At 33.6% G+C, this 18,776-nt stretch carries 22 protein-coding genes and 1 rRNA gene; 13 read left to right on the top strand and 10 right to left on the bottom strand.

From position 1 onward, the window contains the following. The first annotated feature begins 33 nt into the window (after window positions 1–33). Entirely contained in the window at window positions 34–744 is a 711-nt protein-coding gene (locus H601_RS0111845) for a DUF4197 domain-containing protein (RefSeq protein ID WP_026711717.1), read from the top strand. A 191-nt stretch (window positions 745–935) separates the two neighbouring features. Here the strand turns inward: H601_RS0111845 and H601_RS0111840 are convergent, their stop codons facing one another. Then, window positions 936–1,721, bottom strand: coding sequence for an alpha/beta fold hydrolase (locus tag H601_RS0111840; protein WP_026711716.1), 786 nt, complete (start codon window positions 1,719–1,721; stop codon window positions 936–938). A gap of 91 nt (window positions 1,722–1,812) precedes the next feature. Here H601_RS0111840 and H601_RS16530 point away from each other — a divergent pair, with 91 nt between their 5' ends. Further along, on the top strand, window positions 1,813–1,992 hold the full coding sequence (locus H601_RS16530; protein ID WP_156900400.1) for a hypothetical protein: 180 nt from the start codon (window positions 1,813–1,815) through the stop codon (window positions 1,990–1,992). Here H601_RS16530 and H601_RS0111830 read toward each other — a convergent pair. The 3 genes from H601_RS0111830 to prfA all read right to left on the bottom strand — a co-directional run bounded on the left by H601_RS0111830 (window position 1,987) and on the right by prfA (window position 4,766). Next, a complete protein-coding gene (locus H601_RS0111830) occupies window positions 1,987–2,781 on the bottom strand; it encodes an ABC transporter substrate-binding protein (protein WP_026711715.1) in 795 nt (264 codons plus the stop codon). The two genes, H601_RS16530 and H601_RS0111830, sit on opposite strands and share 6 nt — an antisense overlap. Beyond that, window positions 2,781–3,596 (bottom strand): orotidine-5'-phosphate decarboxylase, encoded by an 816-nt coding sequence (gene pyrF, locus H601_RS0111825; protein WP_026711714.1) that lies wholly within the window; start codon window positions 3,594–3,596, stop codon window positions 2,781–2,783. Before pyrF ends, H601_RS0111830 begins: the two co-directional genes overlap by 1 nt. A 96-nt stretch (window positions 3,597–3,692) precedes the next feature. Then, window positions 3,693–4,766 (bottom strand): peptide chain release factor 1, encoded by a 1,074-nt coding sequence (prfA, locus tag H601_RS0111820; RefSeq protein ID WP_026711713.1) that lies wholly within the window; start codon window positions 4,764–4,766, stop codon window positions 3,693–3,695. 427 nt (window positions 4,767–5,193) lie between these two features. Between prfA and H601_RS0111815 the strand changes: the two genes are divergently transcribed. The 6 genes from H601_RS0111815 (at window position 5,194) to H601_RS16180 (ending at window position 9,031) form a co-directional block, all read left to right on the top strand. Beyond that, window positions 5,194–5,511 carry a GIY-YIG nuclease family protein gene (locus tag H601_RS0111815; RefSeq protein WP_026711712.1) on the top strand — a complete coding sequence of 106 codons (318 nt, stop codon included), beginning with the start codon at window positions 5,194–5,196 and terminating at the stop codon, window positions 5,509–5,511. Between the two features lie 177 nt (window positions 5,512–5,688). Beyond that, window positions 5,689–6,459 carry a class I SAM-dependent methyltransferase gene (locus H601_RS0111810; RefSeq protein ID WP_035655916.1) on the top strand — a complete coding sequence of 257 codons (771 nt, stop codon included), beginning with the start codon at window positions 5,689–5,691 and terminating at the stop codon, window positions 6,457–6,459. An 18-nt stretch (window positions 6,460–6,477) separates the two neighbouring features. After that, complete coding sequence (locus H601_RS0111805) at window positions 6,478–6,939, top strand: DUF6265 family protein (protein WP_026711710.1); 462 nt, start codon at window positions 6,478–6,480, stop codon at window positions 6,937–6,939. An 82-nt stretch (window positions 6,940–7,021) separates the two neighbouring features. Further along, a complete protein-coding gene (locus H601_RS0111800; RefSeq protein ID WP_026711709.1) occupies window positions 7,022–7,492 on the top strand; it encodes a hypothetical protein in 471 nt (156 codons plus the stop codon). Window positions 7,493–7,673: 181 nt separating this feature from the next. Continuing rightward, window positions 7,674–7,970, top strand: a complete 297-nt coding sequence (locus H601_RS0111795) for a hypothetical protein (protein WP_026711708.1) — start codon at window positions 7,674–7,676, stop codon at window positions 7,968–7,970. Between the two features lie 185 nt (window positions 7,971–8,155). Further along, on the top strand, window positions 8,156–9,031 hold the full coding sequence (locus H601_RS16180) for a retropepsin-like aspartic protease family protein (protein ID WP_051220740.1): 876 nt from the start codon (window positions 8,156–8,158) through the stop codon (window positions 9,029–9,031). Between the two features lie 202 nt (window positions 9,032–9,233). Here the strand turns inward: H601_RS16180 and H601_RS0111785 are convergent, their stop codons facing one another. Together H601_RS0111785 and H601_RS0111780 are read right to left on the bottom strand one after the other, a co-directional pair. Then, window positions 9,234–10,697 carry an aminoacyl-histidine dipeptidase gene (locus H601_RS0111785; protein WP_026711707.1) on the bottom strand — a complete coding sequence of 488 codons (1,464 nt, stop codon included), beginning with the start codon at window positions 10,695–10,697 and terminating at the stop codon, window positions 9,234–9,236. A 135-nt stretch (window positions 10,698–10,832) separates the two neighbouring features. Beyond that, complete coding sequence (locus H601_RS0111780; protein ID WP_026711706.1) at window positions 10,833–11,090, bottom strand: (2Fe-2S) ferredoxin domain-containing protein; 258 nt, start codon at window positions 11,088–11,090, stop codon at window positions 10,833–10,835. 236 nt (window positions 11,091–11,326) lie between these two features. Here H601_RS0111780 and H601_RS0111775 point away from each other — a divergent pair, with 236 nt between their 5' ends. Continuing rightward, entirely contained in the window at window positions 11,327–12,397 is a 1,071-nt protein-coding gene (locus tag H601_RS0111775) for a DUF3810 domain-containing protein (RefSeq protein ID WP_342663356.1), read from the top strand. 51 nt (window positions 12,398–12,448) lie between these two features. On the opposite strand, the gene H601_RS0111770 is transcribed toward H601_RS0111775, so the two are convergent. Beyond that, window positions 12,449–13,753 (bottom strand): NAD(P)/FAD-dependent oxidoreductase, encoded by a 1,305-nt coding sequence (locus tag H601_RS0111770; RefSeq protein ID WP_026711704.1) that lies wholly within the window; start codon window positions 13,751–13,753, stop codon window positions 12,449–12,451. Between the two features lie 474 nt (window positions 13,754–14,227). On the opposite strand from H601_RS0111770, the gene H601_RS0111765 reads away from it, so the two are divergent. Next, a complete protein-coding gene (locus H601_RS0111765) occupies window positions 14,228–14,722 on the top strand; it encodes an RNA polymerase sigma factor (protein WP_026711703.1) in 495 nt (164 codons plus the stop codon). A 4-nt stretch (window positions 14,723–14,726) separates the two neighbouring features. Beyond that, the gene (locus H601_RS0111760; protein WP_026711702.1) at window positions 14,727–15,368 is read left to right on the top strand and encodes a hypothetical protein; all 642 of its coding nucleotides are present in this window, start codon (window positions 14,727–14,729) and stop codon (window positions 15,366–15,368) included. On the opposite strand, the gene H601_RS0111755 is transcribed toward H601_RS0111760, so the two are convergent. Both H601_RS0111755 and H601_RS0111750 read right to left on the bottom strand, forming a co-directional pair. Continuing rightward, window positions 15,365–16,168, bottom strand: coding sequence for a lysophospholipid acyltransferase family protein (locus tag H601_RS0111755; RefSeq protein WP_026711701.1), 804 nt, complete (start codon window positions 16,166–16,168; stop codon window positions 15,365–15,367). The genes H601_RS0111760 and H601_RS0111755 overlap by 4 nt on opposite strands. 50 nt (window positions 16,169–16,218) lie before the next feature. Then, window positions 16,219–16,857, bottom strand: a complete 639-nt coding sequence (locus H601_RS0111750) for an NUDIX hydrolase (protein ID WP_026711700.1) — start codon at window positions 16,855–16,857, stop codon at window positions 16,219–16,221. Between H601_RS0111750 and H601_RS0111745 the strand changes: the two genes are divergently transcribed. Both H601_RS0111745 and H601_RS0111740 read left to right on the top strand, forming a co-directional pair. Beyond that, window positions 16,846–17,550, top strand: coding sequence for a peptidylprolyl isomerase (locus H601_RS0111745; protein ID WP_026711699.1), 705 nt, complete (start codon window positions 16,846–16,848; stop codon window positions 17,548–17,550). The genes H601_RS0111750 and H601_RS0111745 overlap by 12 nt on opposite strands. After that, complete coding sequence (locus H601_RS0111740; RefSeq protein ID WP_026711698.1) at window positions 17,550–17,993, top strand: DUF4268 domain-containing protein; 444 nt, start codon at window positions 17,550–17,552, stop codon at window positions 17,991–17,993. Before H601_RS0111745 ends, H601_RS0111740 begins: the two co-directional genes overlap by 1 nt. A gap of 475 nt (window positions 17,994–18,468) precedes the next feature. Here the strand turns inward: H601_RS0111740 and rrf are convergent. Continuing rightward, a 5S ribosomal RNA gene (rrf, locus tag H601_RS0111735) occupies window positions 18,469–18,577 on the bottom strand. Window positions 18,578–18,776 lie beyond the last annotated feature (199 nt).

The raw sequence follows: 18,776 nt of genomic DNA, 5'->3' as shown, positions 1-18,776 counted from the left end.
TTGCTTATTTTTGGACTATAAATTTTATCTACTATGAAAAAAACAATTTTACTTTTATGTGCCCTTACCTTTTTTAGTTGTGCGGAGATGCAACAAATTGCGGCTCAATTGCCTCAAACGAGTGGAGTGCTTGGGAATGCTGACATTGCCAACGGATTGAAAGAAGCGTTGAATAATGGAATTGACAAGCAAGTTTCGAAACTGACCAAAACTGACGGATTTTTTAAGAACGAAGCCGTTAAAATTCTGCTTCCTGATGAATTGAAAATGGTGGATACAAGACTGCGAGCGATGGGTTTATCGAGTTTGGCGGATGAAGGGTTGAAAGTGTTGAACCGTGCAGCAGAAGATGCGGTAAAAGAAGCCACTCCGATTTTTGTGGATGCGGTGAAGCAAATGACGTTTAATGATGCGAAGAATATTTTGATGGGCAATGAAACGGCGGCTACTTCCTATTTACAAAACACCACTTCAAATGCATTGTATTCAAAATTTAATCCGGTGATTAAAAATTCGTTTGCCAAAGTAGGTGCGGATAAAGTTTGGGAAAATATCATTTCGAAATACAATTCGATTCCGTTGGTGAAAAAAGTAAATCCCGACTTAACGGATTATACGACTAAAGAAGCCATGGAAGGTGTGTATAAAATGATTGCTGTGGAAGAAAAAGAAATTCGTACGAACTTGAACGCGAGAAGTTCTGATTTGTTGAAGAAGGTTTTTGCGATGCAGGATAGGAAATAAGGTATTGGGGTATTGGTAATGGGTAATGGGTTTTTAGGTATTGCTAATTTTTTAATAATCAATAACATATATATAACAAATACTTAACACAACGTCATCAAATTTCTTCTGATATTTGTACCATAAAAGTTTGTTTGGTTAGAGTTAGTTAGTAAAAAAGGAAGTCAGTGATTGAGACCGCTGACTTTTTTTTATGCTTTGGATTTTAGAAAAGAAATCACTTCTGCGTTAAATTGATTGGGTTGTTCCACATTTACTACGTGTCCGCAATTTTCTATCACAAATAATTCAGCTGTTTTGTAGTGTTTTTCAACCACTTGTTTTACTGAAGGTAAAAACATATAATCTTCTTCACCCATCACATAAAGGGTAGGAATATTAATTTCCACTTGACGAAACCATTTGAGCACCGGATTGATTTCTGCGGTCAGTTTAAACCATTTGATGAATTCCTTTTGGTATAATTTTTTGGCTTCATTAATAAAAAGTAATCGCGATTGTTTGTGATTTTTCTTTGGCATAATCACAAAAGCAAAAAAGCGATACAATACTAAATACGGTAAAACATATTTGAAAATATTTCCCAAACGCATGAGAATTTGCGAACGGAAATTCATTTTCAAAATCGCTCCACCCATAATCATTGATTTTACTCGAGTAGGATGCATTTCAGCCAATTGTCTGATCACGATGGTTCCGAGTGAAATACCCACAAAATGAGAAGTTTCGATTTTTAAATACTCGATTACTTCGTACACATCTTGAGCAATGGATTGAAACGTATATTTTTGTTTGAAACCGTTTTTTAAGGTAGGTTTGGACTCGCCATGTCCTCGTAAATCGAGCAATAAAACATTGAAATGCTTTTGAAATGCTCTGATTTGCTTGAACCAAATAGACGAACTTCCGCCGGCACCATGAACAAAGGTAACCCACTCAGCACTGTTTTCGTTTCGGTAAATCGTGTGTGCAATCAAAGATTCAGATTTTGAACAAAAATAGTCTTTTTATCCACAAAAGCAATCTTAACAAATCTTAATGAAAATTTAATGTTTAAATAATATATCTTTGCCAAAACAAATTTTACCCCAAATGAAAGGCGTATTTAAGGAAAATAAAGACTTAGTTTTTTTGAAAGAAGAGTTCTCTACCTTCGTGAAAAAGAAAAAACAAAATCCAAGTGATAAAACAAAAAAAACTTCTGCTATACAAAAAGAGGAACTCGTTTTAGAAGAAGTTCAACTATAGTTTTTGATGAAGTTGTTTGAAATAGTCAAACGCTTTCAATAACCGACTACCGTACCAGGAAAACATTTCGCCATCTACAAAAATGGTTTTAGCGTGATGTGTGTTTCGCCCTATTTCAAAGGCATGTTCATCTTTAAACGGAAAAGGTTCTGAAGATAAAAAAACAACTTCCGGGTCGCCTTCTTGACGCATTTTTTCCAATTCAATTTCAGGATAACGACCATTTTCCTCATAAATATTTTGAAATCGATTCAACATGAGCATTTCGTTGATAAAGGTATCTCTTCCAGCAACCATATACGGATTGGCCCAAATAAAATAAGCTACTTTTCGAAAAGATTTATCTTGGATAAATTGTTGAAAATCGTGATAAGCAAACGAGATTTTATCTTTCCATTTTTGAGCTTCTGTGCGTTTGTTAAAGAGCTTTCCAAAATCAACAATCATTTGCAAATTATCTTCAATGGTAACAATATTGGTCACCCAAACAGGACAAATTTTACTCAATTCTTCAACTATTTCTTTGGTATTTTCTTCTTTATTGACAATGATGATTTCGGGTTGAAGGGCTTTTATTTTATCAAACTTCACTTGCTTGGTTCCTCCCACAATTTGTTTGTTAGCTTTCAAATGTTTGGGATGAACACAAAATTTGGTGATGCCGACGATTTCCTCTTCCAATCCTAAATCGTATAACAATTCCGTTTGTGAGGGAACGAGGGAGATGATTCGTTTGGGAGTGGTTTTGAAAGTATGTTCGACTCCTATTTGATCAACAAAATTCAACATTATTTCTTCAAAATTTCTTCCATTTCACTTTGCAACTTTATGGCTTCTGCTCTTGCCTTTTCTGCAAAATCAGTTCCATTGGAAGCATAAATAATGCCACGTGAAGAATTGATTAATAAGCCAATAGTGGCGTTCATTCCGTATCTACACACTTCTTGCAAACTGCCACCTTGTGCTCCAACGCCGGGAACTAAAAGGAAACTTTCTGGAACAATTTTTCGGATTTCAGTGAAATAGTCTGCTTTTGTTGCCCCCACCACATACATCAAATTTTGACTGTTTTTCCACGTTTTGGAAGTTTCTAAAACGTGTTTATAGATTTCTGTTCCATCAGAAAGCTTCGTTTGAAAATCAAATGCTCCTTCGTTGGACGTTAATGCCAATAAAATGGTATGTTTATTTTCAAAAGCCAAAAACGGTTCCACAGAATCTTTTCCCATGTAAGGAGCAACCGTAACGGAATCAAAATTTAAATCTTCCAAAAAAGCTTTGGCATACATGGTCGAAGTGTTGCCGATATCACCTCGCTTCGCATCGGCTATGGTGAAAATTTCAGGATAATTTTCGTTAATGTATTGAATTGTTTTTTGAAGCGACTGCCACCCTTTTAAACCATACGCTTCATAAAAGGCGGTGTTGGGTTTATAGGAAACGCATAAATCATGTGTAGCATCGATAATGGCTTTGTTGAATTCAAAAATTGGGTCGTCAGTAGCTAAAAGATGTTGCGGGATTTTGGTCAAATCAACATCTAAACCAATACATAAAAACGATTTTTTTTGCTGAATTTGTTCGATAAGTTGTGTAGTGGTCATCGTTCTGGTTTGTTACAAAGTTCTCAAAAAAATATGAATTATTGGGTGTAAAAAAAGCCCAACTTTTTTTAGTGGGCTTCTTGTGATTTATTTGGTTTAAAAAACTTCCGATTCTTTTAGTTTTTCAGTATTCGCTACCAACTGTAATTCGTCAATCATTTTTTGGATATTTCCGTTCATGAATCCGTCAAGATCAAAAATACTCAAACCAATTCGGTGATCGGTAATTCTACCTTGAGCATAATTATACGTACGGATTTTTGCAGAACGGTCGCCACTACTCACTTGTGAAGTACGCTTGGTTGCATCTTCCGCTTGTTTTTTGGCTAATTCCATTTCATACAAACGAGAACGCAAAACCGTTAATGCTTTGTCTTTGTTTTTGTGTTGCGATTTTTCATCCTGACATTGAGCCACCAATCCGGTTGGAATGTGCGTCATACGAACAGCCGATTTTGTCGTGTTTACCGACTGACCTCCTGGACCAGACGAACAGAAATAATCAATACGAACATCGTTCATGTCGATTTGCACGTCAAATTCTTCTGCTTCCGGTAAAACCATTACGGTTGCTGCAGACGTGTGAACTCGTCCTTGTGTTTCCGTTTGCGGAACTCGTTGCACACGATGAACGCCTGCTTCAAATTTCAAGGTTCCGTACACATCTTCTCCGGTTACTTCAAAAATTACTTCTTTGAAACCTCCGGCGGTTCCGTCGTTCATATCAACAACAGAAGTTCTCCAACCACGACCTTCGCAGTATTTGGTGTACATTCTATATAAATCTCCGGCAAAAATAGAAGCTTCATCCCCACCCGTTCCGGCACGAATTTCAACCATCACATTTTTAGCATCTTCAGGATCTTTCGGAATCAACATAAACTTGATTTCATCTTCCAATTGTGGCATGCGTTCTTTGGCATCATCCAATTCCATTTTGGCCATTTCTACCATTTCGGCATCTGAACCATCGGCAATAATTTCGTTGGCTTCTGCCATATTTTGAGTCAAACGGATGTATTCTTCACGTTTGTCCACCAACCCTTTTAAGGTTTTATATTCTTGGTTCAATTGCACATAACGCTTCTGATCGGCAATCACATCCGGTTGAATAATCAAATCGGAAATCTCGTCGAAACGTTGTTTTACATATTGTAATCTGTCTAACATAGTTATAGTACTCTATTTTGGAGTGCAAAAGTACAATTTTTTGTTTCAAGTTGAAAAGAAAAAAAGGGTTCTATTTATAAGCGGAATGTAATGGTAAATAATAACGATTTGCTCAATCAAGAAATGCGATTTCTCCTGCGTCGAAATGACACAACAGGGCAACACAGAATATGAATAGAAATATTTTTTAAATAATGGTAAAGCAATCTCTTCCCACCACTGTGTCATTTCGACGCAGGAGAAATCACATAACTGAGCAAACACAGAATATTAGAAATAATTTTTAAATAATGGTAAAGCAATCTCTTCCCACCACTGTGTCATTTCGACGCAGGAGAAATCGCATATCGTTTGTAAACACTATTTTGAAAAAATAAAATATAGAAGAAAAGATTTTTTATTTTTATAACTCATAAAAATCATTCCAATGTTTAATCCTCAAACCGGTTATCATACCTATTATGTTTATATCATTACAAACAAGTACCGATCAACTTATTACGTTGGTGTGACAAATAACCTAAGAGAAAGACTCAAACAACACAAAGAAAATAGTACAACTGATACTACAACATTTGCTTCTAAATATAATTTAGAATTTTTAGTGTTTTATGAAAAGTACACATGGATAGAAGAAGCTATTGCTAGAGAGAAAGAATTAAAAAAGTGGAGACGTGAAAAGAAATTAGATTTAATTAGAAATTCCAACCCTAAATTTGAATTTTTAAATCATTTATTTAGTTAGTGAATAATTTTGACTTTTGAGATGCGATTTGCTTCGCCTGTTCGCTATTGCTCGAGTCTCCTGCGTCGAAATGACACAGCGGTGGTCGGAAGAAAATTGTGTAGAAAGTAATTCAACCTTTGAAATAAAATTTAGTACATTAGTAAATTATAGAATTTATAAAAACGAAATTTAATTTTGAAAGAAAAAACACATCCTGATTACAAAGTAGGTGATTTAATTTATGACCCCAACATGTACGATAGCATGAATGCGGAATTAAATGATTTACCTTTTTATACCAAATGGTTACCCAAAAATGAAGGAGCAAAAATCTTAGAATTATGCTGTGGAACCGGTCGATTAACGCTTCCATTGGCAAAACAAGGATATAATCTTACCGGTGTCGATATTATGCCATCAATGCTGGAACAAGCCAAAAAGAATGCCGCTCAAGCAAATGTTGAAATAAATTATATTGAAGCTGATATTAGGTTTTTGGATATCAACGAAAAGTTTGACCTCATTTTCATTCCTTTTAATTCCATTCATCATTTGTATCAAAATGAAGACCTATTGGCCGTTTTTGAGGTGGTAAAAAAGCATCTCAAAAAAGACGGTTTATTTTTGTTTGACTGTTACAATCCAAATATTCAATACATTGTTGAACATGAAAAAGAAGTAAATGAAATAGCTTCCTTTTCCACTAAAGATGGAAGAGCCATTTCGATTAAACAGCAGATGAAATATGAAAGAGACACCCAAATTAATCGGATTGAATGGCATTATTCAATCAATGGAACATTTGATTCAACTCAAAATTTAGATATGAGAATGTATTTTCCTCAAGAATTGGATGCCTATCTTCAATGGAAAAATTTTACCATTTTGCACAAATTTGGGTCATTTGAAGAAGAAGTTTTTCAGTCAGATTCTGAAAAACAGATTTTTGTTTGTCAATTCATTTAAATCTAAAATTATCTTTTCATGAAAAAAACAGCTTCACTACTTTTTATACTTGCTCTCATTATTTCTTGCCAACAAAAATCTACTTTTTCAGAAATAGAAAAAGCCAACTGGTTTTTAGGTCGATGGGAAAACAAAACGCCTGAGGGAATTTTCTCAGAAGAATGGAAAACTGAAAATGACTCTGTTTTGGTAGGTGAAAGTTTTTTCATCAACGGAAAAGACACGTTATTTGCCGAAACTATTCGATTGGAACAACAAGAGAATGATTTATTTTATATCGTATCCGTTCCTAATCAAAATGAAGAAAAACCGGTAGCGTTTAAACTCACTTCTTCTACTTCTGATTATTTAGTTTTTGAAAATCCCGAACATGATTTTCCTAAAAAAATCACCTATAAATTAGTCAACAAAGACAGTTTGTATGCAGAAATTAGTGGTGATGGAAAAAAACAAGGTTTTCCGTTTAAGAAAGCAGACTAATTTTGTCGTGAAAAGTTAACGATTGTTCCATGCAAGGTTATAAAATTATACTTAAATTTGAATGTATTCAAACTATTACGTCATGGAAACTTCAAAAAGATTTAATGAGGCTGTCAATAAATTGTACAAAGCATTTCACGAAAACAACTTAAAACCTTTGTCTTTTCAGCATTGTGCAGTCGGAACGATTTTAGACCATAAAACGTATTGGAAAGAGTTTTCAGATGCTAATGGTAGCTTACAATTAAACTATGTTGGATTGGTTCACCAGCGACTGGAAAGAAAATTCAATGGTTATTCCCCATTGGAACTATTGGAAATTGAAAAAACGTTCTTGCAAGCGTGTGGATATCAGCTTCCCCTTCACCACACCACTTTTTCCTCAAAAATGGTAGGCAAAAAGGTTTTATTTAACGGTTTAGAAGCGATAATCGCTTTACTCTGTAAACTTGACAACATTCCAAACATGATGGATTGTAGTATGTTGTTTGATTATTATGGGAAGGAATTTAATTCTTCACAAGCGAAGCATAAAGATTTGGTAGGTGTTTGATTGTTCAAGATTTACTGATTTTTGATTGGTGAATAGGTGGTTTTTTTAAAATTAGTAGGGATTGTGTATATTTGAAAAAAATCTTTATACTTAAATATCATTATTCAATATAAATATATATGTAAAATTGTTTTTTTGAAAGAGAAAAAATGTTTAAATAAATTATATTTAAAAATAAATTATGAATTTTATAAAAGCTCTCGAAATTATCAAAAAAAATAAACATCTGATTGGAAGCGATTACAAAGGAGCTACAATAGATGAATTAGTCATTTTACCTACTGATATGGAATTGCGTCAGCAAGTAATTCAAAATTACTTAATGACTCACAATGCACAACAAGCAATTGCACCTTACACAAATTATGATGTTGAAATTTTCTGTGTATTTGATAAGGGAAGAATAAATGCAAACGGTTTCTTTTTGAATACTCACATAAGCAAATTGAGTGACAAACTTGATGTAGATATAGAATAACTTATTCGAACCCTTTTAATCTTAGGAAAATCTTTTTACAAAATAAAAATAAGTAGATGATTTAAAATTCATTTACATTTGAGTGGCCAGCGTTAAAAATTATCTCTAAATGAAAAACTGATATGTTAAGAACCATCACAGAACATTAATAATCAACTTAGCTTATTAAACCTAATATCAAACTAATGAAAAAAATAACTATTCTCTTAATTTCTATTATGTCTTTTGGAATAAATTATTCCCAAAAAATTATTGAAATGGAGAAAGTTAATGGTGTTTATGAAATTCCTTGTAAAGTAAATGGCATTCCAATGAAATTTATTTTTGATACTGGAGCGTCTGATGTAGCAATATCTGTAACTGAAGCAAAATTTTTATATAAACAAGGATTAATATTAGATAGTGACTTTATAGAAAAGATAAACTATAAAATTGCTAACGGTGAAATTGTTGAGGGTACTCGAATTATTTTAAAGCACATTGATATAGGCGGAATAATATTGACTGATGTTTCTGCCGTAATAATAAATAAACAAAATTCCCCTTTGTTACTTGGACAATCAGCAATTGAAAAAATTGGACAATATACAATAGATGGTAATAAATTGATTTTAAAAGATTACGAGAAATTTGATTCAAAAGAAATCGCATTAAAAAATATAATTACCAATAATATTACTTATGCTAAAAACAATCTTATTGTTAAATGTGAGTTTAAAAAAAACTTCTTAGGGGTTCAAACATTAGTCTCAAATGAGACAATAAATTTTAGTAAAGAAGATTTGGAATCAAATGAATTACAATATAAATTACATGAAAATAATCGAATTTTAATATATTCAATAGTAGAAAATTTATGTAGTAGAAATGGAATGTGGGTAAGACAACTTAATGAATTTAATTATAACGCAATTGTATTTATGATGGGAGTTTATTTTAAAGAAAATTCCATATTAAATTATTACACTATTTCCACAAAAAAGTTACTAGAAATTTATGAGGATATAAACATTGAAAAACTTGGAAGTATAATCAATGTCCAACAAATAGAAATCAAGTAAAAGTCATTTGTAAAAGTCCTTAATTCATTAACTATAGCACTAAATCATCATTATTTAAATATATTTCAAAACAATTAAAAAAAATTCCATGTTTATAAATATTTAAAATCTTATTAGAATTAGTTTTAAATAAAATAATTAAATTAAAAAATCCCGACTCACATCGGGATTCTCTATTTTCTATATTCTATTCTCTTTATTCTCAACCTTTCACCGGAATATTCTCCAAAATTTCCAACACAAATTTCCAATATTTTTGTGCCGATGTAATCGAGGCACGTTCATCCGGAGAGTGAGCTCCATGAATCGTTGGGCCAAACGAAATCATATCCATGTTAGGGTAATTGGTGCCTAAAATTCCACATTCTAAACCGGCGTGACACGCTACTACGTTGGGTTTTGCTCCGTTTTGTTTTTCGTAAATGTTCACTAAAACATCCAAAATGGGTGAATTTACATTCGGTGTCCAACCCGGATAACTGCCGGTAAAAGTCACTTCGCAACCCATTAACTCAAAAGCAGAACGCAAGGCATTTGCTAAATCAAATTTAGACGTTTCCACCGAAGAACGCGTTAAACATTGCACGGAGATTTGTCCGTTTTTTACAGTTACTTTCGCAATATTATTGGAGGTTTCCACCAAATCAGCCATATCAGCACTCATGCGATACACACCGTTATGAGCCGCATAAATCGCACGAATCAATCCTTCTTGAACACCTAATTCCATTACTTTTTCCGGTAATTCGGTTTCGGTGATTTCAATAGTTAAATTCGGTTCAGTCGTTTTGAATTCAGTTTTGATATTATCAATTATGTTTTGTATATCCAATTGAAATGCACCTTCATAAATAGCCGAAATAATCACTTTTGCGACACTTTCTCTTGGAATGGCGTTGCGTAAACTTCCGCCATTAATTTCGGCAATTTGCAAACCGAAATTCTCAAAACCATCAAACAACAAACGGTTCATAATTTTGTTGGCATTGCCCAAACCTTTGTGAATATCCATCCCGGAATGGCCACCTTTTAAACCTTTAACGGTAATGATAAAAGCCAACGAATTTTCGGGCGTTTCTTCTTCTTGATAACTTCGGGTTGCGGTTACATCTACACCACCGGCACAACCGATATCAATTTCATCGTCTTCTTCGGTATCCAAATTCAACAGAATTTCTCCGTTTAACAAACCGCCTTTTAAACCCATTGCTCCGGTCATTCCGGTTTCTTCGTCAATGGTAAAAAGGGCTTCAATGGCCGGATGTGGAATGTCTTTGCTTTCTAAAATCGCCATGATAGTCGCTACTCCTAATCCGTTGTCGGCTCCAAGCGTAGTTCCTTTGGCACGAATCCAATCGCCGTCCACATACATTTCGATTCCTTGCGTGTCAAAGTCGAAAGTAGTATCATTATTTTTTTGATGCACCATGTCTAAATGCGATTGCATCACGATGGTTTTTCTGTTTTCTAATCCTGCAGTAGCCGGTTTTTTGATAATTACGTTTCCGACTGCATCTTTCATGGTTTCTAAGCCTAATTGCTTTCCGAAATCCATCATAAACGCAATTACGCGTTCTTCTTTTTTAGACGGACGAGGAACAGCGTTTAAGTCGGCAAATTTATTCCAAAGTGCTTTGGGTTCTAGGTTTCTGATTTCTTGGTTCATTTTTTTTCTGAGTTGCTGAGATTCTAAGATTCTGAGTTGCTGAGTTTTTTTCAGCAATGCAAAGTTACAAAGAAATTGTACCAATCACAGAATTGGGAAATGTAAAGTTTTTATAAAATAATGAAGAAAGAAAATTTATGCGATATGCTTTTCGAAGAGTTTTTTAGCATCCTTGGTTGAAACTTTGCCCACACATTCATTTTTATGAATGCACAAAACCGGAGCTTGTTTGCAAATACCTTGGCATTTCATTTTTTCGATAGCAACTTTATCTTTCAAGCCATTGTCTTTGACCAAATCTTTCAGACAATCTTTGATTTCTTTGTTGTATTTACAGCATTTTTTTCCGTCGCAGAAATAAATTACTTTTTCAGATTTTTTTGCTTTTCCCATGATTGAAAAATGATGCTACAAATGTAAAATATTATTCTTATTTATTCTAAATAAAGAAGTTAAAATTTTTTGGATTATTAGATTGTTGGATTATTAGAATTAAAGACTGGATGGAAAAAGATTATTAGATTATTGGATTATTAGAATGAAAGACTTGGCGGATATCTAAAAATGAAAAAATCGAACAATCTAAAAATCCAACAATCGAATAATCCAAAAAACCTATCTTTACACCAATGATTCAGAAAAAATACATCCTACCACTTTTGCTTTTTATACAAATCATTGTATTAAAAATCGCTTCATTATTTCCAAAATTTATAGAAGAATATTACAGTAATGGAATGTATCCAATCATTTCAAAAATTTCGAGAACCACGTTTGGATTTACCTCTATTTCCATTGGTGATTTACTTTACGGAATCGTTTTGTTTTTGGTTTTCAGATGGTTTTGGAAAGTGCGAAAAACGTGGAAAATAAATTGGAAAGACAATTTGTTGAACATTGTCAGTTTTGCTTCCGTTTTTTATTTTCTGTTTCATTTGTTATGGGCAACCAATTATCATCGCATTCCGATGTATGAAAAACTGGAGATTGACAAAGAATATTCTACTGAAGAATTAGAAGCTTTTACCATAAAATTGATAGAAAAAACGAATGCCATTCACCAACAAATTACGAAAAATGATTCGGTGAAAGTGGTTGTTCCCTATTCTATCCCAGAAATTTTTGAATTAAGCATTACAAGTTATGAATCAGTTGAAAAAGAATTTCCTTTTTTAAAATATGAAAAACCGAGCATTAAACCTTCGTTGATTAGTGTGCCTTTGAGTTATATGGGATTTGGCGGATATTTGAATCCGTTTACCAATGAAGCTCAAGTGAATGATTGTTTGCCGAAATATAATTTTCCAACTACTACATTGCACGAAATGGCTCATCAAATTGGATATGCCAGCGAAAGCGAAGCCAATTTTATCGGATTTTTAGCTTCTATCCATAGTGAAGATATGTATTTTCAATATTCCGGATATAGTTTTGCAGTAAAACATTGTCTGCGAAATTTAGAACGCATCGAAGAAGGGCGAAGTGAAAAATTTCTACCGTTACTCAATCCCGGAATTCTCAAAAACTTTGAAGAAAGCAAACGATTTCATGAAGAATACGAAACATTTTTGGAACCTATTTTCAAAACCTTTTACGACAATTTTTTGAAATTCAACAAACAAAAAGACGGTTTGGAAGGGTATAGCAAATTTGTGGGATTGATGATTGGGATGGAGAGGAAGAATGGAGTAAGGAGTTAATAGTTGGGAGAATTACTCCAAACTAGCTACTCCAAACTAACAACTCCCAACTTACAGCTCGTCCGCCACAAAAGAAGTCACATCTTTCTTCTTAAAAGGCCTAATAATCAATCGTCCTTCGCGATCTAAACGGATGTAGTTGTATATCCAATTGGTTAACACCACCGCTTTGTTTTTAAATCCAATAAGCGAAAACAAATGCACAAAAATCCAAACAAACCAAGCAAACACACCACTAAAATGAAATTTGGGTAAGTCAACAACAGCTTTATTTCTACCTATGGTTGCCATCGAACCTTTGTCGTTGTAAACAAAAGGCTTGAGAGGTTGCTTATTGATTTTTTTGACAATATTTTCTCCCAGCCATTTTCCTTGTTGCATCGCCGGTTGTGCCATCATGGGGTGACCTTTTGGGTTTTGTTCAGAAAGCATCGCCGCAATATCTCCGATGGCAAAAATGTTGTCGTAGCCTTCTACTTGGTTGAATTCATTTACTTTCACGCGTTCCGCACGTGGAATAATGGCATTGGAATCAATCCCAGCCGGTAAAGCACCTTGTACCCCGGCGGTCCAAATCACGGTAGCTGAATTAAACGTTAAATCGGTATTGGTTGTCACAGTACTTCCGTCGTAACCGGTCACACGAACATTTTTCCACACATTTACACCTAAATTGATTAGGAAATCTTCTGCCTCTTGCGATGATTTTTCACTCATGGAATCCAAAATTCGATCGCTAGATTGAATGAGGTTGATTTGCATTTTTCGCACATCCAAATCAGGGTAATCTTTGGGAAGAATGGCTTTTTTCATTTCGGCCAAAGCTCCGGCTAATTCTACACCGGTGGGTCCACCACCCACAAGTACGAAATTAATTAAACTGTGTCGGTCGTGAATATCGTTGGTCAACAACGCTTGTTCAAAGTTTTCGAGAATCAAACTGCGAATATTGAGCGATTGCGGAATAGTTTTCATCGCCACACTGTTGCGTTCGATTTCTTTATTGCCAAAAAAATTGGTTTTGGAACCGGTTGCCAATACCAAATAATCGTATCGCAATTCGCCTATGTCGGCTTTTACTTTTTGATTTTGGGTATCTATTTCGTTGACAAAACCTAAACGAAAATAGAAGTTTTGGTATTCCTGAACCACTTTCCGAATGGGATAAGCGATGGAACCGGCTTCGAGTCCGCCAGTGGCCACTTGATACAAAAGCGGTTGAAATGTATGATAATTGTGTTTGTCAATTAATACGACTTGCACCCGTTTATTTTTGAGGCTTTTGGCGAGTGCAATTCCCGCAAATCCGCCACCGATGATGACGATTCTGGGAAGATTGGTATTTGGGATATTCATCTTTTTAAGGTACTAAGGTTCAGAGGTGCTGAGGCTCTGAGGTTTTGTAAGGCAAAGATAGATGATTTTAACATTTGATGAATTGTAAGTTTTTCGAATGGTTAGAATTTAACTGAATTTTATCATTTTGACTTACATGGAATTTTTGGAACACAGATTTTTGAAATTGAAGAAATTAAAAAAATCACAAACTGAATGAATAGAAAGTGAAAAAACACCACTGAAAACTGTGACTTCGACTGCGACTGTGACTGATAACTGACAACCGACAACGGAAATAGCCCGGATTGAAGTGGAAAGCCCGGAACAAAAAAAAACTAATTTTTCTGGCCAAAAAAGAGCGACTAGAAGAAGCTCCTTTTTTGGTTTAGAAAAATAGTTTTTTTTGTGAGGACTTGAAACGAAAAGCCGGAATTAGCTTCTGAAAAAAATACTATCTTGTAACAAATTTCACCATCCGACTACTAACATCACATGAGTAATTCACTGGAGCAATCTTTTGTTACGCAATTAAAGGAAAATCAGAACATCGTTCACAAGATTTGTCGTTTGTACACATCGGGTGAAGATGCTCACAATGATTTATTCCAAGAAATTACTATTCAGTTGTGGAAGGCTTATCCGAAATTCAGAGGCGACTCCAAATTTTCTACTTGGGCGTACCGTGTGGGCTTGAATACTGCTATTACATTGTATCGAAAAAGTACGCGATCGATTGCCACTACCGACATGGAAGGCAAAAAACAATTTATTGCACCCGATGATTATAATTTTGAAGAAGAAGAACAAATAAAACTATTATACAAAGCCGTTCAGCAATTAAATGACATTGAAAAAGCCTTAGTGTTTATGTATTTGGAAGACAAGGATTATGAAGAAATTGCTGAAACATTGGGAATCAGTGAAGTAAATGCGAGAGTGAAAATGAATAGAATTAAAGGAAAATTAAAAAAAATAGTAAATCCGTAGGAATATGACTGAGGAATTAGATTTATTAAAAAAAGCTTGGAAGAATGATCCGCATGTTTACGAACAAGTGACGGAGAACCAAATTTATAAAATGATTCACAAACGATCGTCATCCATTGTAAAATGGATTTTGATGATTAGTATTGCTGAATTTGTATTATGGTCAGCAATTGGATTATTTTTTGTTGATGAAAATTATCTTAAAACGTTAGAAATGTATCATATCGATACGCTTTTCAAAGTAATTTCCGTTTTAAATTATGCAGTTGTAATCTTTTTTATTTTTATGTTTTATAAAAATTTCAAAACGATTTCAACTACAGATACGGTAAAAAAATTAATGAATTCTATCATAAAAACCCGCAAAACAGTTCAATACTATATATGGTATAATTTAGGAATGTTTGCGTTTATTTTTATCATTGTTGTTATTTCACAAATCATTTACGACCCGAATATAAACTCCTTAATCGATAGCACAAAAGATGTGAATCCTCAAGTTTTTTGGATCATAATTGGATTAACCTATTTTGTTCTTTTTGCCTTAACTTTTGGATTATTCTGGTTGTTTTATCGACTGATTTATGGCTTTTTAATGAAGCGTTTACACAAGAATTTTGAAGAATTAAAGAAAATAGATTTTTAATATTCCCACATTCTTTTCTTGTCGAGTTCTTTTTGTTCTTCCAATATTTCAACCGGAATTACTTTAAGTAAAGATGGATGTTGTTCAATGGCAAACTCTATTTTTTCAACGATTTCTTCGATGGATTCTTTCTCGTAATCGATTTGTAATGGTTCTTTAATCACCATTGATTGTAGAATACCTTTTTTCTTGATACGAAGTCCTTTTCTGTCAAACGAACGTCTAAAACCATCTATAACAATTGGAACAACAATTGGTTTATGTTGTTTGATGATATGAGCGGTTCCTTTTCTAACGGGTTTAAACGATCGTGTTGTTCCCTGCGGAAAAGTAATCACCCAGCCGTCTTCTAATGCAATTTTAATATTCTCAGTATCGTTAGGATTAACTTCTCTTTTAATATCTTTTCCTTTTGCTCGCCAAGTTCTTTCTACTGTAATTGCTCCGGCATACGCTAAAATTCTTGGCAGCAATCCTTCTTTCATAGTTTCACTGGCAGCAACATAATAAATATTAAGCTTTGGTTGCCACAAATAACCCACATTTTTAATATTATCCTCTCGTCCACTTAAACTAGCATTGAATACATGAAACATCGCCACCACATCGGCAAAGTAAGTCTGATGATTAGAAATAAACAACACATTTGTTTCAGGTAAATTTTTTATGATCTCTGAACCTTCAATATGCATCTCGTTGAAGCCACGATAACGTTGATGTGTCATCACCCCAAAAATACGGATGAGCCACTTTTTTAAAAACAAAATATGACCAAATGGATTTCTTTTGAATAATCCCATTATAGAATAATTTGAAAAAATTGAATGCGAATTTATGAAATTACAAACAATTAAAGAACCTTTTTAATAGTTTCTTTCAATTCACTCATCATCATAGCGGTGGCTCCCCAAACGATATGTTCTTTAACTAAAAATGCTGGAACATCAATATCTCTTGCATAAGAAGTTGATAATTTTCTTGTAACAACTAATTTATCATCTAAGAAATCTTTTAATGAAAGTTCGATTACACCAGCTACTTCATCATCTTGCAATGAAAATTCTAATTCAGATTTACAAATGCCTAAAAAAGGAGCAACCAAAAAATTACTTGGCGGAATATAAACTTCAGTAAATGATCTAATAATTTCAATTTTTGTGGGATCAATACCAATTTCTTCAACAGTTTCTCTTAGAGCTGTTTTGGCAAGTGATTCATCTTCTTTTTCAACTTTACCTCCTGGAAATGCAATTTGAGAGGAATGTACGCCAGGATATGTTGTTCTAACAATTAAAACCAAATGTGCTTCTTCAAACTTAGGATATAAAAGCATCATTACAGCAGCTTTTTTGGGATTTTTACTTTCAACATTTAGTTCTTTTAACATTTCCATTCGCTCAACAGGTGCCATTTTTAAGTGAGCACTTGTAGCAGGTAGCGTTTCTTTTGCTATTTTTGGAACATATTTTAAAAAGTGATGAAAATCCATAATTTACTATTCTTATTATCGGTTTTGATTATGTTTTCCTGTCAAAACAATTCTAAAGATACAACAGAAAAAAGTTTAGAACAAAAAAATAAAACAATTAAAGCAAAGGATGATACTCCAAAACCCAAATATGATTTAAATACGATTGTAATTACTGATGATAATGTTGTTGATTTTTTAACTTGGTATGGAGAACATAATCAAGAAAAAAAAGTGCAAATTGAATGTTCTTGTGGTAATATTGAAATAGAATTATATAATGAAACTCCTTTGCATCGAGCCAATTTTATTTATTTAGTAAAAAAGAATTACTTCAATACAACCTATTTTCATCGAGTAGTAAAAAATTTTATTGTTCAAGGTGGAAATTCAGATGAAACTATTACTCAAAAAGAAAGGAAAAATATTGGAAAGTATTTTATCCCTGCTGAATTCAACAAAACATTAAAACATCACTACGGTGCACTTGCCTCAGCAAGATCATGGGAAAACAATCCTGATAAAGTAAGTAATCCATTTGAATTTTACTTTGTACAAAATAAAGGTGGAGCACATCATTTGGATGGGGAACATACCGTTTTTGGAAAAATAACCAAAGGTTTTGATGTTTTGGATGAAATTGCTCAACAAAAAACAGATGAAGGTGAATATCCACTTTTTAACATTAAAATTAAAGCCAAAATCATTGAATAATGTTCAGTAAAGAAGAAGCACAAAAAATAAAACGTGAATTTTGGATTACTTTCGCTCAGGAGTACCCGAGAAAGTGGTTACTCTATAACACCAAAATAAAAGATGTAACGTTTAAATTTAACGTGGACAATAAAAAAGCAATGGTTTCACTTGATATAGAACCTAAAGATGAAGAACATCGCAAAATTTATTTTGAAAAAATAGAATCGCTTAAAACCATCCTTTTAGAAAACTATTTACCAGATGCTAACTTCGAAAAAAACTTCCAACTAGAAAACGGAAAAATTATTAGCCGTATTTGGGTTGAAATTCATAATATCAGCATCAATAACAAATCAACCTGGAAAACAATATTTAACTTCTTTGCCGAAAAAATGGAATCTTTTGAGTATTTCTTTTATGAACATGAAGATTATATAAAAGACTTAGAAACAAATACTTAATTATAATTTGGGCGTGACCACAAGGGTCGGGCTATCCGCTACAAGTCCTCGTTCGTCGTGCCTCCTCTCTGTGGGCTTTCCGCTACTATCCCTCACGCAGTTCAGTGTATCAAATCATTTTAAAAAATAGTTCTATAAAAATAACTGTCAATAGTTTTAATTCTTACTCTTAATCATCCCTAGCATAATTCCTTTCTCTCCTAGTGGCAAAATAAATCAAACATTGCCTAGAGCAATTCCATTTCTGTGTATTCTGTGTATTCTGTGAGAAAATATATTATCTCTGTTTCCCTCGAACCCGTAACCTAAACTTTATGCCTTTTTTACGGCTCAAGATAAAAAGTTGTGGAGAAAATAAAAAATAGATTACTTTATGGCAAAACCCTCAACCCGCAACTCATAACCCGCAACCTTGTAAGTGGTAAAAATATATAAAAACAAAAAACCCTTCATGTTTCCATGAAAGGTTTCTAAAAGAAGGCGGCGACATACTCTCCCACAAAATGCAGTACCATCTGCGCAGGCGGGCTTAACTTCTCTGTTCGGAATGGGAAGAGGTGAGCCCCGCCGCAATAACCACCTTAAATTTTAGTGATTAGTTCTTAGTGATTGGTGATTAGTCAGATGACTAATTACTAATTACTTGTCACTAATTACTCTCGTTAATGCAACGAGAAAATATTTTAACATACTGAGATAAAAATTAATTTCGTAGAAAAGTTTTTCTCCCCCGATCGTAATCGGGGGAACTTTATTCACATAAGCTTACGGGTTATTAGTACT

Source organism: Flavobacterium filum DSM 17961 (genome assembly GCF_000425465.1).
Taxonomy (GTDB): domain Bacteria; phylum Bacteroidota; class Bacteroidia; order Flavobacteriales; family Flavobacteriaceae; genus Flavobacterium; species Flavobacterium filum.
The sequence above is the reverse complement of the archived record's forward strand: the minus strand, read 5'-3'. Positions and strand labels throughout refer to the sequence as shown.

What these genes read in the sequence shown, in the direction of transcription:
- H601_RS0111830 (WP_026711715.1), bottom strand. Translation starts at nt 2,781, where the DNA reads ATGTTGAATTTTGTTGATCAAATAGGAGTCGAACATACTTTCAAAACC.
- H601_RS0111765 (WP_026711703.1), top strand. Translation starts at nt 14,228, where the DNA reads ATGAGTAATTCACTGGAGCAATCTTTTGTTACGCAATTAAAGGAAAAT.
- H601_RS0111750 (WP_026711700.1), bottom strand. Translation starts at nt 16,857, where the DNA reads ATGGATTTTCATCACTTTTTAAAATATGTTCCAAAAATAGCAAAAGAA.
- prfA (WP_026711713.1), bottom strand. Translation starts at nt 4,766, where the DNA reads ATGTTAGACAGATTACAATATGTAAAACAACGTTTCGACGAGATTTCC.
- H601_RS0111745 (WP_026711699.1), top strand. Translation starts at nt 16,846, where the DNA reads ATGAAAATCCATAATTTACTATTCTTATTATCGGTTTTGATTATGTTT.
- H601_RS0111800 (WP_026711709.1), top strand. Translation starts at nt 7,022, where the DNA reads ATGGAAACTTCAAAAAGATTTAATGAGGCTGTCAATAAATTGTACAAA.
- H601_RS0111755 (WP_026711701.1), bottom strand. Translation starts at nt 16,168, where the DNA reads ATGGGATTATTCAAAAGAAATCCATTTGGTCATATTTTGTTTTTAAAA.
- H601_RS0111795 (WP_026711708.1), top strand. Translation starts at nt 7,674, where the DNA reads ATGAATTTTATAAAAGCTCTCGAAATTATCAAAAAAAATAAACATCTG.
- H601_RS0111785 (WP_026711707.1), bottom strand. Translation starts at nt 10,697, where the DNA reads ATGAACCAAGAAATCAGAAACCTAGAACCCAAAGCACTTTGGAATAAA.
- H601_RS0111845 (WP_026711717.1), top strand. Translation starts at nt 34, where the DNA reads ATGAAAAAAACAATTTTACTTTTATGTGCCCTTACCTTTTTTAGTTGT.
- H601_RS16180 (WP_051220740.1), top strand. Translation starts at nt 8,156, where the DNA reads ATGAAAAAAATAACTATTCTCTTAATTTCTATTATGTCTTTTGGAATA.
- H601_RS0111740 (WP_026711698.1), top strand. Translation starts at nt 17,550, where the DNA reads ATGTTCAGTAAAGAAGAAGCACAAAAAATAAAACGTGAATTTTGGATT.
- pyrF (WP_026711714.1), bottom strand. Translation starts at nt 3,596, where the DNA reads ATGACCACTACACAACTTATCGAACAAATTCAGCAAAAAAAATCGTTT.
- H601_RS0111815 (WP_026711712.1), top strand. Translation starts at nt 5,194, where the DNA reads ATGTTTAATCCTCAAACCGGTTATCATACCTATTATGTTTATATCATT.
- H601_RS0111770 (WP_026711704.1), bottom strand. Translation starts at nt 13,753, where the DNA reads ATGAATATCCCAAATACCAATCTTCCCAGAATCGTCATCATCGGTGGC.
- H601_RS0111805 (WP_026711710.1), top strand. Translation starts at nt 6,478, where the DNA reads ATGAAAAAAACAGCTTCACTACTTTTTATACTTGCTCTCATTATTTCT.
- H601_RS0111780 (WP_026711706.1), bottom strand. Translation starts at nt 11,090, where the DNA reads ATGGGAAAAGCAAAAAAATCTGAAAAAGTAATTTATTTCTGCGACGGA.
- H601_RS0111775 (WP_342663356.1), top strand. Translation starts at nt 11,327, where the DNA reads ATGATTCAGAAAAAATACATCCTACCACTTTTGCTTTTTATACAAATC.
- H601_RS0111760 (WP_026711702.1), top strand. Translation starts at nt 14,727, where the DNA reads ATGACTGAGGAATTAGATTTATTAAAAAAAGCTTGGAAGAATGATCCG.